The organism is Streptomyces sp. NBC_00887, assembly GCF_045207585.1.
This window is the reverse complement of the sequence record NZ_CP108788.1, coordinates 4,645,510-4,660,324: the sequence shown is the minus strand read 5'-3', so window position 1 is coordinate 4,660,324 and position 14,815 is coordinate 4,645,510. Positions and strand designations below refer to the sequence as shown.

Here is a 14,815-nt window from a genome sequence, read left to right as displayed (position 1 = left end):
CATCTCCCGGGCGGGGCACCGCCGTTCGCGGTTCAGGCCGCGTCGGTCACGGCGACGGGCCCCCGGAACGTGCGGCGGTAGGCGTTCGGCGTCGTTCCCAGCGAGCGCACGAACTGATGGCGCAGCGCCGCCGCGTTCCCGAAACCGGTCCGCCCGGCGATCGTGTCCATGGTCTCGTCCGAGGTCTCCAGCAGGTGCTGCGCCAGCAGCACGCGCTGCCGCAGCAGCCAGCGGTACGGGGTGGTGCCCGTCTCCTGCTGGAAGCGGCGCGCGAACGTGCGGGGCGACATGTGCGACTGCGCGGCCAGCTGCTCGACGGTCATCTCCTGGTCGAGGTGGGCCTCCATCCAGGCGAGCGTGTCCCCGACCGTGTCGCACCGGGTGCGGGGCAGCGGGCGCTTGATGTACTGGGCCTGGCCGCCGTCCCGGTGCGGCGGCACCACCATGCGGCGGGCGATGGCATTGGCGACAGCCGGCCCGTGCGCCTGGCGGACCAGATGCAGACAGGCGTCGATCCCCGCCGCCGTTCCCGCCGACGAGATGACCGGCCCCTCGTCCACATAGAGCACGTCCGGCTCCACGATCGCCTTCGGGAAGCGACGGGCCAGCTCGGCCGCATGGCGCCAGTGGGTGGTGCAGCGGCGGCCGTCCAGCAGCCCGGCCGCGCCGAGGACGTACGCGCCGGAGCAGACGCTCAGCACCCGCGCTCCCCGCTCCACGGCCCGGCGCAGGGCGTCCAGGACCTCCTCGGGGTACTCCCGCTCCATGAAGTGGCTGCCCGCCGGTACGGCGATGAGGTCGGCCTCCTCCAGCCGGTCCAGCCCGTACGGCGTGCTGATGGTGAACCCGGCGTGCGTCCGCAGGACCGGGCCCTCGGCGGAGACGACCGCGAAGTCGTGGACCGGCAGCCCCTCGTCGGAGCGGTCGAGTCCGAACACCTCGCACAGCACGCCGAGTTCGAAGGGGTGGACCTCGTCGAGCAGCAGAGCGGCGACATTCTTCAGCATGGCGACAGTGTGGCAGTAATTCGATGCTCTATGACAGTCCTGCCACTGACCGAATCCGCTCGCACGGACGACAGTGGAGCCATGAACACATTCCTGAACTACCTGGCCACAGCCGCACTCTTCGCCTTCGTCCTGCTGCCCGCACTCGCCGGGCTCGCACGGGAGCGCCGGATCGACCGCGAGCTGCGGGACGCGGAACGGCAGCGGACCGCGCAGCCCCCGGAAACGGCAGGCGCCGCGCAGCCGGTCACGGCCACGCGGCGCCCGTACCTCAGGTCCTGGGCGAGGATCTAGAAGTCGTCGTCGAAGCCGACCGACCCCTCCACCGCCACCTGGTACGCGGAGGGCCGGCGCTCGAAGAAGTTCGTCAGCTCCTGGACGCCCTGCAGCTCCATGAACGAGAAGGGGTTCTCGGAGCCGTAGAGCGGCGGGAAGCCGAGCCGGGTGAGCCGCTGGTCGGCGACGCACTCCAGGTACTGGCGCATCGACTCCGTGTTCATTCCGGGCAGTCCCTCGCCGCACAGATCGCGGCCGAACTGCAGCTCCGCCTCGACGGCTTCCTTCAGCATGTCGGTGACCTGCTGCTGGAGGGCGTCGTCGAAGAGCTCGGGCTCCTCCTTGCGGACGGTGTCCACGACCTCGAACGCGAAGTTCATGTGCATGGTCTCGTCGCGGAAGACCCAGTTGGTGCCCGTGGCCAGGCCGTGCAGCAGGCCGCGCGAGCGGAACCAGTACACGTACGCGAAGGCGCCGTAGAAGAACAGTCCCTCGATGCACGCCGCGAAGCAGATCAGATTCAGCAGGAAGCGACGGCGGTCGGCCTGCGTCTCCAGGCGGTCGAGCTTCTCGACCTCGTTGATCCACTTGAAGCAGAACTGCGCCTTCTCGCGGATGGAGGGGATCTCCTCGACCGCGTCGAACGCCGCCGCACGGTCCTCCGGATCGGGCAGATAGGTGTCGAGCAGCGTCAGATAGAACTGGACGTGCACCGCCTCCTCGAACAGCTGACGCGACAGGTACAGCCGCGCCTCCGGGGAGTTGATGTGCTTGTACAGCGTCAGCACCAGGTTGTTGGAGACGATCGAGTCACCGGTCGCGAAGAACGCGACGAGCCGGCCGATCATGTGCTGCTCGCCGGGGGAGAGCTTGGCCAGGTCGGAGACGTCGGAGTGGAGGTCGACCTCCTCCACCGTCCAGGTGTTCTTGATCGCGTCCCGGTAGCGCTCGTAGAAGTCCGGGTAGCGCATGGGGCGCAGGGTCAGCTCGAAGCCCGGGTCGAGCAGGTTCTTGGTGGTGTCGGAACTCATTACTGGCAGGCCTCGCAGGACTCGGGGTTTTCGAGCGAGCAGGCGATGGCGTCCGCGTCGGGCGCCGAAGCCTGCTGTACGGGAATGGGCGCGGCGGCGGCCGTCCCGGACGCCGCACGGGCGATCCGGGTGGCCGGACGCGAGCGCAGGTAGTACGTCGTCTTCAGCCCCTGCTTCCAGGCGTACGCGTACATCGAGGAGAGCTTGCCGATCGTCGGCGTCTCCAGGAACAGGTTCAGTGACTGGCTCTGGTCGAGGAACGGCGTACGGGCCGCCGCCATGTCGATCAGGCCGCGCTGCGGGATCTCCCACGCCGTGCGGTACAGCGCACGCACCTCCTCGGGGATCCAGGCGAAGCCCTGCACCGAGCCGCTCGCCTCGCGCAGCGCCTCCCGGGTCCGCGCGTCCCACACGCCGAGCTTCTTCAGCTCGTCCACCAGGTACGCGTTGACCTGGAGGAACTCACCGCTGAGCGTCTCGCGCTTGAAGAGGTTGGAGACCTGCGGCTCGATGCACTCGTACACACCTGCGATCGAGGCGATCGTCGCCGTCGGCGCGATGGCGAGCAGCAGCGAGTTGCGCATCCCGGTCCTCGCGACCCGGGCACGCAGCGCGTCCCAGCGCTCCGGCCAGTTCAGCTCGGTGTCGTAGTGGTCGGGGTGCAGCACACCGCGGGCGGCGCGCGTCTCGGACCAGGCGGGCAGCGGGCCCGAACGCTCCGCGAGGTCGCACGACGCCTCGTACGCGGCCAGCATGATCCGCTCGGAGATCCTCGTGGAGAGCGCGCGGGCCTCGGGCGAGTCGAAGGGCAGCCGCAGCTGGAAGAAGACGTCCTGCAGGCCCATCGCACCCAGGCCCACCGGACGCCAGCGGGCGTTGGAGCGGCCTGCCTGCTCGGTCGGGTAGAAGTTGATGTCCACCACGCGGTCGAGGAAGGTCACGGCGGTACGGACCGTGGCGTCCAGCCGCTCCCAGTCCATCTCCCCGCCGACGACGAACGCGCCGAGGTTGACCGAACCCAGGTTGCAGACGGCCGTCTCGCCGTCGTCGGTGACCTCGAGGATCTCCGTGCACAGGTTCGACGAGTGCACGACCCTGCCCGGTTCGGCGGTCTGGTTCGCGGTCCGGTTGGAGGCGTCCTTGAACGTCATCCAGCCCTGACCGGTCTGGGCGAGCGTCCGCATCATCCGGCCGTACAGCTCACGGGCGGGCATCGTCCTGCGGGCCAGGCCCTTGGCCTCCGCCGCACGGTAGGCGGCGTCGAACTCGTCGCCCCACAGGTCGACCAGTTCGGGGGTGTCGGCCGGGGAGAACAGCGACCACTCGGTGTCCGCGTCGACACGGCGCATGAACTCGTCGGGGATCCAGTGCGCCAGATTCAGGTTGTGCGTGCGGCGCTGGTCCTCGCCCGTGTTGTCGCGCAGCTCCAGGAACTCCTCGATGTCCGCGTGCCAGGTCTCCAGGTAGACGGCGGCGGCGCCCTTGCGGCGGCCCCCCTGGTTGACCGCGGCGACCGAGGCGTCGAGCGTCTTCAGGAAGGGCACGATGCCGTTGGAGTGCCCGTTGGTGCCACGGATCAGCGAACCCCGGGCGCGGATCCGGGAGTACGAGAGGCCGATGCCGCCGGCGTGCTTGGACAGCCGCGCCACCTGGTGGTAGCGGTCGTAGATCGAGTCGAGCTCGTCCAGCGGGGAGTCCAGCAGATAGCAGGAGGACATCTGCGGGTGCCGGGTACCTGAGTTGAACAGGGTGGGCGAGGAGGGCAGGTAGTCGAGCCGGCTCATCAGCCCGTACAGCGAGGCGACTTCGTCCAGGGCGCGCTCGGAGGAGTCCTCGGCGAGGCCGGCGGCCACCCGGAGCATGAAGTGCTGCGGTGTCTCGATGACCTGGCGGGTGAGCGGATGGCGCAGCAGGTAGCGGCTGAACAGCGTCCGCAGCCCGAAGTAGCCGAAACGGTCGTCGGCGCCGTCGGCGAGAGCCTGCCCGGTCAGCGCGTCGAGGGCGTCCGCGTGCAGCGTGACGAACTCTGCCGTACGGTCCGCGATCAGGCCCTCGCGGTGGCCGACGGCGACCGAGGCGGAGAAGGAGACAGCGCCCTGGCCGGCGGCCTCGTCCGCGATGGTTCGGGTGAGGAGCCGTGCGGCGAGCCGGGAGTAGGCGGGGTCCTCGGAGATCAGGCCCGCGGCGGCCTCGGTGGCCAGCGAGCGCAGTTCGGCCTCGTCCGACCGGGCGTTGCGGCCGCGCAGCGCGGCGGCGGCGACCCGTCCGGGGTCGGTGTCGGGCAGATCGACGGTGAGGTCGGTCAGGGTCCGCAGCAGTGCGGTACCGGGCCCGTCGGGCGTGGCGTGCGCGGACTCGGCTGAATCGACCGCTGAAACCGGATCGGCTGGCGCGATGGTCACTGGGACTACCCCTCGCTCGGCTCGGGGCCGGCGGGAGCGGGGGCAGCCGGGCAGGGCGGTACCCGGGAAGGGGGCAGCACTGCGCACGGCGTCCACCGGCCCTCCGCGAGGCCCGGACGTCGGGCGTCCGGTTCGGTCGAGCCGGACGCGCTGTCAGCAGGTCTTCGGACTTCCGGGTGCGTAGAAGCACACCGATCACACCGTTGCGGGACAGTTCCGGATTCGCACCGGATTCCCCTGCGGAGACAGCGAGCATGAGCATACATGTGGGGGCCGCCGGGCACGGCAGCCCCCACATGTTGTGTCGCGCTCGGTCAGAGCTCCAGGCGGAATGTCAGGAGCGAGATGTGCTCGACGGGCTTCCAGTCCCGTGCCGGAGTCCGTACGAAACCCAGGCGCCGGTAGATCCGATGAGCGCCGAGCATGGCCTGCTGCGTCGACAGGACGAGACCGGAGACGCCCTCCGTGGCCCGTGCCCGGTCGATACAGGCCCGTACGAGCGCCTCTCCCGCCCCGCGTCCACGGGCTTCGCGGGAGACGGCCAGCATCCGGAATTCGGCCTCGTCCACCCCGGCGATGTCCGCCCACGGGCTGCCGGGCGCCGCGTAGGTCACACCGCCGAGCAGTGTGCCCTCATCGTCCACCGCGACAAGTACCTCCGCCTCGGCGGCCCGGCGGCCGACCGCGCGCAGTTCCGTCAGATAGGGGTCGTCGGCGCCGAAGTCCAGCAGGTCGTCGGCGAGGTACGCCTCGGCGGTGATGCCGGCCAGCGCCTCGTGCTCCTGGAGGCCGACGGGCCTGATCACGATGTCCATGGGCGGGAGTCTGCCGCAGGCGGAGGCGAGGGTCGAACCCCTTGACGGCGGGCCGGACACGTGGCGGAGCGGAGGGGCGGCCCGGACTCCTTCCACGGCGAGCCGGACTCCTTGGCGGCGGCCCGGAACGCAGTGGGCCGCCGCGCCCCTCGGGGACGCGGCGGCCCGCTCCGGAACCTGCTCCCGAAAGGCGGGGTCAGTGACCGCCGCCCGCGGCCTCCACGGCCGGACCGCCGCCCTGGGCACCCACGGTGGGACCGCCGCCCGGGGCGCCCACGGTGGCCGGCGGGAGCTCCACCTTGACGCCCGGGTCGCCCGCGTCCGCCGTGTAGTCGGACGGGGAGGTCTCGTCGATCCCGACCGGTGCCTTCAGCGCGTTCAGGACGACGGTCAGTACGAGCACCACGACGACGTTCAGCACGAACGCGGTCAGACCGATGTAGCCGATCTCGCCGATGCCGGGGATCTCCTTCGAGGACCCGCCGAAGTGCTTCTGGGTCGGGCTGGCGACCCCGTACGCGGCGACCGTGCCGTAGATCATGCCGACCGCCCAGCCCGCGATCAGGGCCCAGCGGTGGAACCACCGGGTGAACAGGCCGCCCACCAGGGCCGGCATCGTCTGGAGGATCCAGATCCCGCCGAGCAGCTGGAAGTTGATCGCGACCGTCTTGTCCATGGTGAGGACGAAGGCGAGTGCACCGACCTTGACCAGGAGCGAGACCAGCTTGGAGACCTTGGTCTCCTGGGCCGGGGTCGCATCGGGTTTGATGAAGTCCTTGTAGATGTTGCGGGTGAAGAGGTTCGCCGCGGCGATCGACATGATCGCCGCGGGCACCAGCGCACCGATGCCTATCGCGGCGAAGGCCACACCGGCGAACCAGTCGGGGAACATGTTCTCGAACAGCTGCGGAATGGCCAGCTGGCCGTTGTCCACCTTCACTCCGGCGGCGATCGCCATGAAGCCGAGCAGGGCCAGCAGGCCGAGCATCAGCGAATACAGCGGCAGGATCGTGGTGTTGCGCCGGATCACGTCACGGCTGCGGCTGGAGAGCGTCGCCGTGATGGAGTGCGGGTACATGAAGAGCGCCAGCGCCGAGCCCAGGGCCAGCGTGGCATAACCCCATTGACCCAAGTCGCCGGGCACGAGAGCACCGCGTGGCTTGCCCGTTGCCTCGTTCGTCTGCGCGAAGGCTTCGCCCGCCTTGGCGAAGATGTCGTCGAATCCGCCGAGTTTGATGGGGATGTAGATGATGGCGACGGCGATGACCAGATAGATCAGGCCGTCCTTGACGAACGCGATCAGTGCGGGCGCGCGCAGTCCCGAGGAGTAGGTGTACGCGGCGAGTACGGCGAACGCGATCAGCAGCGGCAGGTCCTTGACGAACCAGTGCGTGGTCTCGCCGCCGCCGACGCCCATGACGTCCAGCACGGCCTGGATGCCGACGAGCTGGAGGGCGATGTACGGCATCGTGGCGAGGATGCCGGTGACGGCGACCGCCAGCGACAGCCCCTTCGAGCCGAAGCGTCCGCGGACGAAGTCCGAGGTGGTCACGTAGCCGTGCTTGTGCGAGACCGACCACAGCCGCGGCAGGAAGGTGAAGATCAGCGGGTAGACGAGGATCGTGTACGGGACGGCGAAGAAGCCGGCCGCGCCCGCCGCGTAGATCGCTGCGGGGACCGCGACGAAGGTGTACGCCGTGTAGAGGTCACCGCCGAGCAGGAACCAGGTGACCCAGGTGCCGAACGACCGTCCGCCCAGGCCCCATTCGTCGAGGCTCGCCTCGTTCTCGGCCTTGCGCCAGCGTGAGGCCATGAATCCGATGACCGTGACGGCCAGGAAGAAGAATACGAATACGGCGAGTGCGACGCCGTTCACGCCGTCCTTCATGCTGACGCACCTCCCTTGCGGGAGCGCTGGTCACGCTGCCACAGCTTGTACGCGACCATCGTGAGAGCGGTCGAGACGAACACCCAGAGCATCTGGTACCAGTAGAAGAACGGGATGCCGATAAAGGTCGGATCGACCTTCGCGTACGAGCCCACCCAGAGCATCGCCACGAACGGCGCGATAAGACAAAGGGCGATAATCACCCTTGTGGGTGTCACTGTTGGTCGTTTCGCGTCTGTAACTTCCGGCATGTGGCGACTCCGTCCCTCGCTGATCACCGATGGCAATGCGCACGAAATCTAGGCGAGGGCTCCGGCAACCGTCACCCCCGTCCGCATTGCGGTCCTGCAACGGTCCGGCGTCGCCCGGAATGACTGATTCCCCTGCGCCTGCAGGGGGATCAGTCATATTTCCGCATTCCGGGCTTTTCTCAGTCGGTGGGCCGCTTCAGACGGGCCACGAACTTGTAGCGGTCGCCGCGGTACACCGAGCGGACCCACTCCACCGGCTCGCCGTGTCCGTCGATCGAATGCCGGGACAGCATGAGCATCGGCAGTCCGACGTCCGTACCGAGCAGCCCTGCCTCGCGCGGGGTGGCGAGAGAGGTCTCGATGGTCTCCTCGGCCTCGGCGAGCCGGACGTCGTACACCTCAGCCAGCGCGGTGTAGAGAGAGGTGTACTTCACCAGCGAACGGCGCAGCGCGGGAAAGCGTTTGGCGGAGAGGTGGGTGGTCTCGATGGCCATGGGCTCGCCGCTCGCCAGCCGGAGCCGTTCGATGCGCAGCACCCGTCCGCCCGCCGTGATGTCGAGCAGCCCGGCGAGCGTGTCGTCCGCTGTGACGTAACCGATGTCCAGCAGTTGGGACGTGGGCTCCAGGCCCTGGGCGCGCATGTCCTCGGTGTACGAGGTGAGCTGCAGCGCCTGGGACACCTTCGGCTTCGCGACGAACGTGCCCTTGCCCTGGATGCGCTCCAGCCGGCCCTCGACGACCAGTTCCTGGAGGGCCTGGCGCACGGTGGTGCGCGAGGTGTCGAACTCGGCCGCCAAGGTCCGCTCGGGCGGCACCGGCGTGCCCGGCGGCAAGGTGTCGGTCATGTCGAGGAGATGGCGCTTGAGCCGGTAATACTTCGGGACGCGCGCCGTTCGCGCACCCGCGCCGGTCTCGCTCGTACTGCTGGCCCCGTCGGCACCCATGGCCCGCCTTCCCGACTGCTGCGTTGCTGCCGTCACCGGCTCCTCCGTCTGTCGCGGCTCACATGGTGGCACGGTCCGGTCACGGGTCGTCGCCCTCCCTTAGATGTCGGTCCTATAACGGACGCGAGTGCACTTCTTATACACCCTTGACACCCCTAAAGGTCTAGGCCAAGCTCCCGGTACTGGTCTAAACCATTAAAGACCAGGTCCCAGACCCACAGGCAGTACTGGTCGTACATTTCCGCGGTGGGCGGGGGGTTGCTGGTATCCCTGAGGAGGGTGTGGCATGAAGCGCAAGCTCATAGCGGCAGTAGGCGTCGCAGCGATGATGACCGGTATCGCGGCGTGTGGTGGGGACAGTGGTGACAACGCTTCGAAGGATCCCAAGGACCGTACCGAGAGCCTGACGGTCTGGCTCATGGTTGACGCGCAGAGCACCTGGCCGGAGCTGGTCAAGGATGTCAACGCGCAGTTCAAGGCGAAGTATCCCAAGGTCAAGGTCAACGTCCAGTACCAGCAGTGGGCCGACAAGGCCAAGAAGCTCGACACCGCTCTCGGTGGCGACAAGTTCCCGGATGTCGTCGAGCTCGGCAACACCGAGACGATGCAGTACATCCTGAACGGCGCACTGGCCGAGATCGACCCCAAGAAGTACGACAACTCGGACACCTGGATCAAGGGTCTGAAGGACACCTGCACCTTTGAGGGCAAGCAGTTCTGCGTGCCTTACTACGCCGGTGCCCGTGTCGCCATTTACAACAAGGACATGCTCAAGAAGGGCACCGGCAGCGACGTGCTGCCGCAGACCGAGGACGAGCTGCTCGCCGCCCTGGACAAGGTCCAGGCCGAGTACGGCAAGAAGGACAAGCGCTTCTCGTCCCTCTACCTGCCGGGCCGTTACTGGTACGCGGCCGCCTCCTACGTCGCGGCGTACGGCGGCTCCATCGCCGAGTACGACGAGGGTGCGAAGGAGTGGAAGGGCAACCTTTCCTCCGCCGAGTCCCAGAAGGGCATCGAGCACTTCATCAACCTGGTCAAGAAGTACAACAAGGCCGACCAGACGAAGGACGAGCAGGACCACGCCAACGTCATGGCCAACGAGAAGGCGGCCCTGCTGTACGGCAACGGCTGGGAGGCCGGGTCCGTCGTCGACGGTGCGAACAACGGCAACCCGAAGCTCAAGGACAAGATCGGGACGGCCGGCATGCCCGGCCCGAACGGCAAGGCGCTCCCGTCCTTCATCGGTGGTTCCGACCTCGCGGTGACCGCGAAGTCGAAGGTCACCGACCTGGGTCAGGAGTGGATCTCCCTCTTCACGAGTGAGAAGTCGCAGGAGGTGCTCGCCTCCAAGAACATCCTCCCGAACAACGAGAAGCAGCTCGAGCCGCTGAAGGCCAAGCCGGAGACCGCCGCCGTCGCCAACGCGGTGCCGGACGCCTGGTTCACGCCGATCGCGCCGGGCTGGACCTCGATCGAGAAGGAGGAGGTCCTGGAGAACATGCTCCTGGAGATCCTCAAGGGAGCCTCGGTCGCCGACGCCGCCAAGAAGGCCGACGGCAAGATCAACGAGCTGATCAACAAGTAGTCCCTGAGCCTTCGGCTCTCCAGGCGGGGGCCCGCGACACCGGGTCCCCGCCCCCTTTCTTTCGTAGGTAGAGAACGCCGTGTTTCCGGGTGCGCACCCCCGGAATCCCGATGGAAGGTCAGCCACGTGACTGCTGCCGACACCCAGGCCGCCGGTCCACCGGTATCCGTACCGAGTGCCCCGGAGGAGATCGGGACCTCACCCTCCAAGCAGGATGCTGCCGGGCCGCACCCGAAGAAGCGGCGCAAGAAGGGCGAGCTCCTCCCGTACTTCCTGATCCTGCCGGCGATCCTGGCGATCGCCGCCGTCTACGTCTACCCGCTGATCAAGACCGTGATCATGTCCTTCCAGGACCTGGGGCGCGCGGCTCTGTGGGGCAACGGCGAGACGCCGTGGGTCGGCTTCGAGCAGTTCACCAACATCCTCGGGGACCCCGAGTTCTGGTCGGTCACCGGCCGGACCGTCGTCTTCATGACCATCTGTGTCGTCCTGACCATGGGCATCGGTCTGCTGATCGCCCTGATGATGCTGCGCCTGTCCACCTGGGTGCGGCTCGTCCTGACGGTGGCACTGATCGCCGCCTGGTCCATGCCGCTGATGGTCGCCGCGTCCGTCTTCCGCTGGCTCGCCGACTCCGACTACGGCCTCATCAACACACTGCTCGCCGACCTCACCGGCGACGAGGACAGATGGCTCGGCCACAACTGGTTCCTCGATCCCTGGCAGGGCTTCGGCATCATCACGCTGCTGGTCGTCTGGGGCGCCATCCCGTTCGTCGTCATCACGATGTACGCGGCCCTCACCCAGGTCCCCAAGGAACTGGAGGAGGCGGCAGCCCTCGACGGGGCCTCCGCGTTCGGTGTCTACCGCTTCGTGACGTGGCCGGTCATCAGGCCGGTCTTCACGATGGTCGCCACCCTGTCGGTCATCTGGGACTTCAACGTCTTCGGCCAGATCTGGCTGCTGCGCGGCAACAAGCCGGAGCCGGACTACGAGACCCTCGGCCTCTACTCCTTCTCCAAGGCGTTCGAGTCCACCTCCTTCAGCCAGGGCAGTGCGATCGCTCTGATCACCGTCCTGATGCTCTCCGGTGTCGCCGTGTACTACCTGCGCCAGCTGATCAAGACGGGAGAGGTCGAATGAGCACCTCCGCACCCTCGAACGCTCCTGCCCAGGTTCTGCGGCCCGACCGCAAGAAGAACCGCCTCGGCTACAACGTCCTGGCGCTGGTCACAGCCGGCCTCATGGCCTTCCCGGTCTACTGGCTGATCGTCAGCTCCCTGCGCCCCAACCACGAGATCAGGTCGTACGACCAGACCCTGTGGCCCTCCTCCCTCACCTTCGACAACTTCGCGCGCGCGGTGAAGCAGGACAACTTCGCCACCGCGATCCAGTCGAGCCTGATCGTCTCGGTCACCGCCGTGCTCGGTGGCATGATCATCGCGACGCTCGCCGCGCTCGCCATCGGACGCTTCCGCTTCTTCGGGCGGAAGGCGCTGATGATGATCATGATCCTGGTCCAGATGCTGCCGCCGACCGCGATGCTGATCCCGATCTACCTCCAGCTCAACGCGCTGGGCGGTATCGACGAGTACTGGGGACTCATCGTCGTCTACCTGGTGTCCACGCTGCCCTTCGCGACCATCATGATCCGCGGCTTCGTGATCAACATCCCGGTGGAGCTCGAGGAGTCGGCGATGGTGGACGGCTGCACCCGCATGGGGGCCTTCCGCCGGGTCATCTTCCCGCTGCTGGCCCCGGGGCTCGCGGCCGCGTCCATCTTCGCGCTGGTCAACGCGTGGAACGAGTACCTCTTCGCGTACATCCTGATCAACGACAACTCCAAGTACACGCTCAACGTGTGGCTGATGACCTTCACCACCGAACGGGGCACGGACTACGGCGCGCTGATGGCTGCCTCCACGCTCATCTCCATCCCGGTGGTCATCTTCTTCATGATCATTCAGGGGAAGATGGCCACGGGGCTCACGTCCGGCGCAGTGAAGGGATAACGCGCGCGATGACCACCCTCGTATCCATTACGGACACCGTCACGCGCGACGCCCTCGCCGTGCTGCAGCCCGGGTTCACGGGCACCACCGCCCCCGACTGGCTGCGGCGAAGGGTCGGCGAAGGCCTCGCCTCCGTCGGCCTGTTCGGCCGGAACATCGAATCCCCCGAACAGCTTGCCGCGCTCACGGCGCAGCTGCGGGCCGAGCGGGACGACGTCCTCGTCGCGATCGACGAGGAGGGCGGCGACGTCACCCGCCTGGAGGTCCGCAACGGCTCCTCGTTCCCCGGCAACAACGCCCTCGGCTTCGTCGACGACATCGACCTGACCCGGGCGGTGGCCCGGGAGCTCGGCCGCCGGCTGGCCGAGTGCGGCGTCAACCTCAACTGGGCGCCGTCCGCGGACGTCAACTCCAATCCCGGCAATCCGGTCATCGGTGTCCGGTCCTTCGGCGCCGACACCGCCCTGGTCGCCCGGCACACCGCGGCGTACGTCGAGGGCCTCCAGGCCGCCGGCGTGGCCGCCTGCACCAAGCACTTCCCCGGACACGGCGACACGGCGGTCGACTCGCACCACGCGATGCCCCGCATCGATGTGGATCTGGACACGTTGCACGCCCGTGAGCTGGTGCCTTTCCGGGCGGCCATCGCGGCGGGTTCCAAATCAGTGATGAGTGCACATATCCTGCTTCCCGCGCTCGACCCGAACCGCCCGGCGACGCTGAGCCCCCAGATCCTCACGGGTCTGCTGCGCCAGGAGCTGGGTTATGACGGGCTGATCGTCACCGACGGCATGGAGATGGACGCCATCGCCGGTACGTACGGCATCGAGCGCGGCTCCGTCCTCGCCATCGCCGCCGGCGCCGACGCCATCTGTGTCGGAGGCGGGCTGGCGGACGAGGAGACCGTGCTGCGGCTGCGCGACGCCTTGGTGGCGGCGGTACGGAGCGGTGAACTCCCCGAGGAGCGGCTGGCCGACGCCGCCGTACGGGTACGGGCCCTCGCGTCCTGGACGCAGAGGGCCAGGGGGGCTGCCTCGGAGCCGGGCGCGGACATGCAGGAGGGGACCGCGCCCGGAGCCGACAGCGGCATCGGGCTCGTCGCGGCCCGCCGTGCCGTGAAGGTCACCGGCAGCGCCGGACCGCTGACCGGGCCCGGGTACGTTGCCGCGTTCACCCCGGTCGCCAACATCGCGGTCGGCGACGAGACCCCGTGGGGCGTCGCGGAGGAGCTGGCCCGGTCGGTGCCCGGCACCGGGACGGACACGTACGGCGACGGGACGCAGGCGGCCACGGACCAGGTGCTCAAGGCGGCGGGGGATCGGCGCATCGTCGCTGTCGTCCGTGACGCGCACCGCCATGCCTGGATGGGGGAGGCGCTCGACGCCCTGGTGGCGGCGCGTCCCGACACCATCGTGGTCGAGATGGGCCTGCCGAAGGCACCGCCGAGAGGGGCACTTCACATCGCCACCCACGGGGCGGCGCGGGTGTGCGGGATCGCGGCAGCCGAGGCGATCACGGGCGTCCGGGACGTGTGAGTGCGGGCCCGGCCGACGGGCGGAGCGTCCGTCGGCCGAGGGCACGCCATATCGGAACGGGAGAGGGCCGGACACCCACTGGGTGTCCGGCCCTCTCCCGTCGGGGTGTCTCAGATCCCCTGCCATGCGGGCTTCGCCGCATAGGTGGCCCGGAAGTAGTCGGCGAGCTTCAGCTTCGACGCCGCCGCCTCGTCGACGACCACCGTGGCGCGCGGATGCAGCTGCAGCGAGGACGCCGGCACGATCGAGGCGACCGGCCCCTCCACGGTCTGGGCCACCGCATCGGCCTTGCCCTCGCCCGTGGCCAGGAGGATGGGGTGGCGGGACTCCAGGATCGTGCCGATGCCCTGGGTGATGACGTGGCGCGGCACCTGTTCGATGTCGTTGTCGAAGAAGCGTGCGTTGTCGACGCGGGTCTGCTCGGTCAGGGTCTTGATCCGGGTACGGGAGGCGAGCGAGGAGCACGGCTCGTTGAAGCCGATGTGCCCGTCGGTGCCGATGCCGAGCAGCTGGAGGTCGACTCCGCCGGCCTCGGCGAGCGCCTTGTCGTACGCCTCGCAGGCGGCCTGGACGTCCTCGGCGGAGCCGTCCGGGCCCATGAAGGAGGCCTCGGACAGGCCGAGCGGTTCGACGACCTCGCGCAGCACCACGGAACGGTAGGACTCGGGGTGGCCGACAGGCAGCCCCACGTACTCGTCGAGCTGGCAGATGCGGGCGCGCGAGGCGTCCACCGCGCCGGAGCGGACCTTGGCCGCCAGGGCCTGGTAGATGGGCAGCGGGGTCGAGCCGGTGGCAACGCCGAGCAGGGCGTCGGGCTTGCGGCGCAGCAGGGCGCCGATGGCCCCCGCGATGAGTTCGCCGCCTGCCGTGGCGTCCGGGACGATGACAACTTCCACGCTGTGCCTGCCGATCTGGAGAGTGGCGTCATGTGGTATAGACCAATCGAACCCCAATCTAGCAGAAACGGGTAGTCCGGAGGCGAACTGTCCGCACACGGAGAGCCCTGCGTCGCCCCGCTGGCGGAGGTCCGGTTTGTCGTGTTCGACTCGTGCGAGCCAGCACCGACCGG

13 protein-coding genes and 1 riboswitch are annotated in these 14,815 nt (G+C 68.5%); of the genes, 5 read left to right on the top strand and 8 right to left on the bottom strand.

Going from position 1 to position 14,815, the window contains the following annotated elements; translation table 11 throughout:
• Positions 1-32: 32 nt before the first annotated feature.
• On the bottom strand, positions 33-1,007 hold the full coding sequence (locus OG844_RS21080; RefSeq protein ID WP_406392259.1) for a GlxA family transcriptional regulator: 975 nt from the start codon (positions 1,005-1,007) through the stop codon (positions 33-35).
• 81 nt (positions 1,008-1,088) lie between these two features.
• Here OG844_RS21080 and OG844_RS21075 point away from each other — a divergent pair, with 81 nt between their 5' ends.
• Positions 1,089-1,301 (top strand): hypothetical protein, encoded by a 213-nt coding sequence (locus OG844_RS21075; RefSeq protein ID WP_406392258.1) that lies wholly within the window; start codon positions 1,089-1,091, stop codon positions 1,299-1,301.
• Here the strand turns inward: OG844_RS21075 and OG844_RS21070 are convergent.
• The 6 genes from OG844_RS21070 to OG844_RS21045 form a co-directional block, all read right to left on the bottom strand.
• Positions 1,298-2,314 carry a ribonucleotide-diphosphate reductase subunit beta gene (locus tag OG844_RS21070; protein ID WP_385620431.1) on the bottom strand — a complete coding sequence of 339 codons (1,017 nt, stop codon included), beginning with the start codon at positions 2,312-2,314 and terminating at the stop codon, positions 1,298-1,300. The two genes, OG844_RS21075 and OG844_RS21070, sit on opposite strands and share 4 nt — an antisense overlap.
• Positions 2,314-4,716, bottom strand: coding sequence for a ribonucleoside-diphosphate reductase subunit alpha (locus tag OG844_RS21065; protein ID WP_406392256.1), 2,403 nt, complete (start codon positions 4,714-4,716; stop codon positions 2,314-2,316). The genes OG844_RS21070 and OG844_RS21065 overlap by 1 nt, the downstream gene beginning before the upstream one ends.
• Positions 4,717-4,853: 137 nt before the next feature.
• Positions 4,854-4,985, bottom strand: a riboswitch (cobalamin riboswitch).
• A gap of 45 nt (positions 4,986-5,030) precedes the next feature.
• Positions 5,031-5,531, bottom strand: a complete 501-nt coding sequence (locus OG844_RS21060; protein ID WP_406392254.1) for a GNAT family N-acetyltransferase — start codon at positions 5,529-5,531, stop codon at positions 5,031-5,033.
• 196 nt (positions 5,532-5,727) lie between these two features.
• A complete protein-coding gene (gene mctP, locus OG844_RS21055) occupies positions 5,728-7,419 on the bottom strand; it encodes a monocarboxylate uptake permease MctP (protein WP_406392252.1) in 1,692 nt (563 codons plus the stop codon).
• Entirely contained in the window at positions 7,416-7,670 is a 255-nt protein-coding gene (locus tag OG844_RS21050; protein ID WP_406392251.1) for a DUF3311 domain-containing protein, read from the bottom strand. The genes mctP and OG844_RS21050 overlap by 4 nt, the downstream gene beginning before the upstream one ends.
• A gap of 179 nt (positions 7,671-7,849) precedes the next feature.
• The gene (locus OG844_RS21045) at positions 7,850-8,614 is read right to left on the bottom strand and encodes a GntR family transcriptional regulator (RefSeq protein WP_383185682.1); all 765 of its coding nucleotides are present in this window, start codon (positions 8,612-8,614) and stop codon (positions 7,850-7,852) included.
• 286 nt (positions 8,615-8,900) lie between these two features.
• On the opposite strand from OG844_RS21045, the gene OG844_RS21040 reads away from it, so the two are divergent.
• The 4 genes from OG844_RS21040 (at position 8,901) to OG844_RS21025 (ending at position 13,746) form a co-directional block, all read left to right on the top strand.
• On the top strand, positions 8,901-10,199 hold the full coding sequence (locus OG844_RS21040) for a sugar ABC transporter substrate-binding protein (protein ID WP_406392250.1): 1,299 nt from the start codon (positions 8,901-8,903) through the stop codon (positions 10,197-10,199).
• 126 nt (positions 10,200-10,325) lie between these two features.
• Positions 10,326-11,342 carry a carbohydrate ABC transporter permease gene (locus OG844_RS21035; protein ID WP_406392248.1) on the top strand — a complete coding sequence of 339 codons (1,017 nt, stop codon included), beginning with the start codon at positions 10,326-10,328 and terminating at the stop codon, positions 11,340-11,342.
• A complete protein-coding gene (locus tag OG844_RS21030; RefSeq protein ID WP_406392247.1) occupies positions 11,339-12,211 on the top strand; it encodes a carbohydrate ABC transporter permease in 873 nt (290 codons plus the stop codon). Before OG844_RS21035 ends, OG844_RS21030 begins: the two co-directional genes overlap by 4 nt.
• An 8-nt stretch (positions 12,212-12,219) precedes the next feature.
• Positions 12,220-13,746, top strand: a complete 1,527-nt coding sequence (locus tag OG844_RS21025) for a glycoside hydrolase family 3 protein (RefSeq protein WP_406392245.1) — start codon at positions 12,220-12,222, stop codon at positions 13,744-13,746.
• 110 nt (positions 13,747-13,856) lie between these two features.
• Here the strand turns inward: OG844_RS21025 and nagB are convergent, their stop codons facing one another.
• Positions 13,857-14,642 (bottom strand): glucosamine-6-phosphate deaminase, encoded by a 786-nt coding sequence (gene nagB, locus OG844_RS21020; protein ID WP_406392244.1) that lies wholly within the window; start codon positions 14,640-14,642, stop codon positions 13,857-13,859.
• Positions 14,643-14,815: the final 173 nt, after the last annotated feature.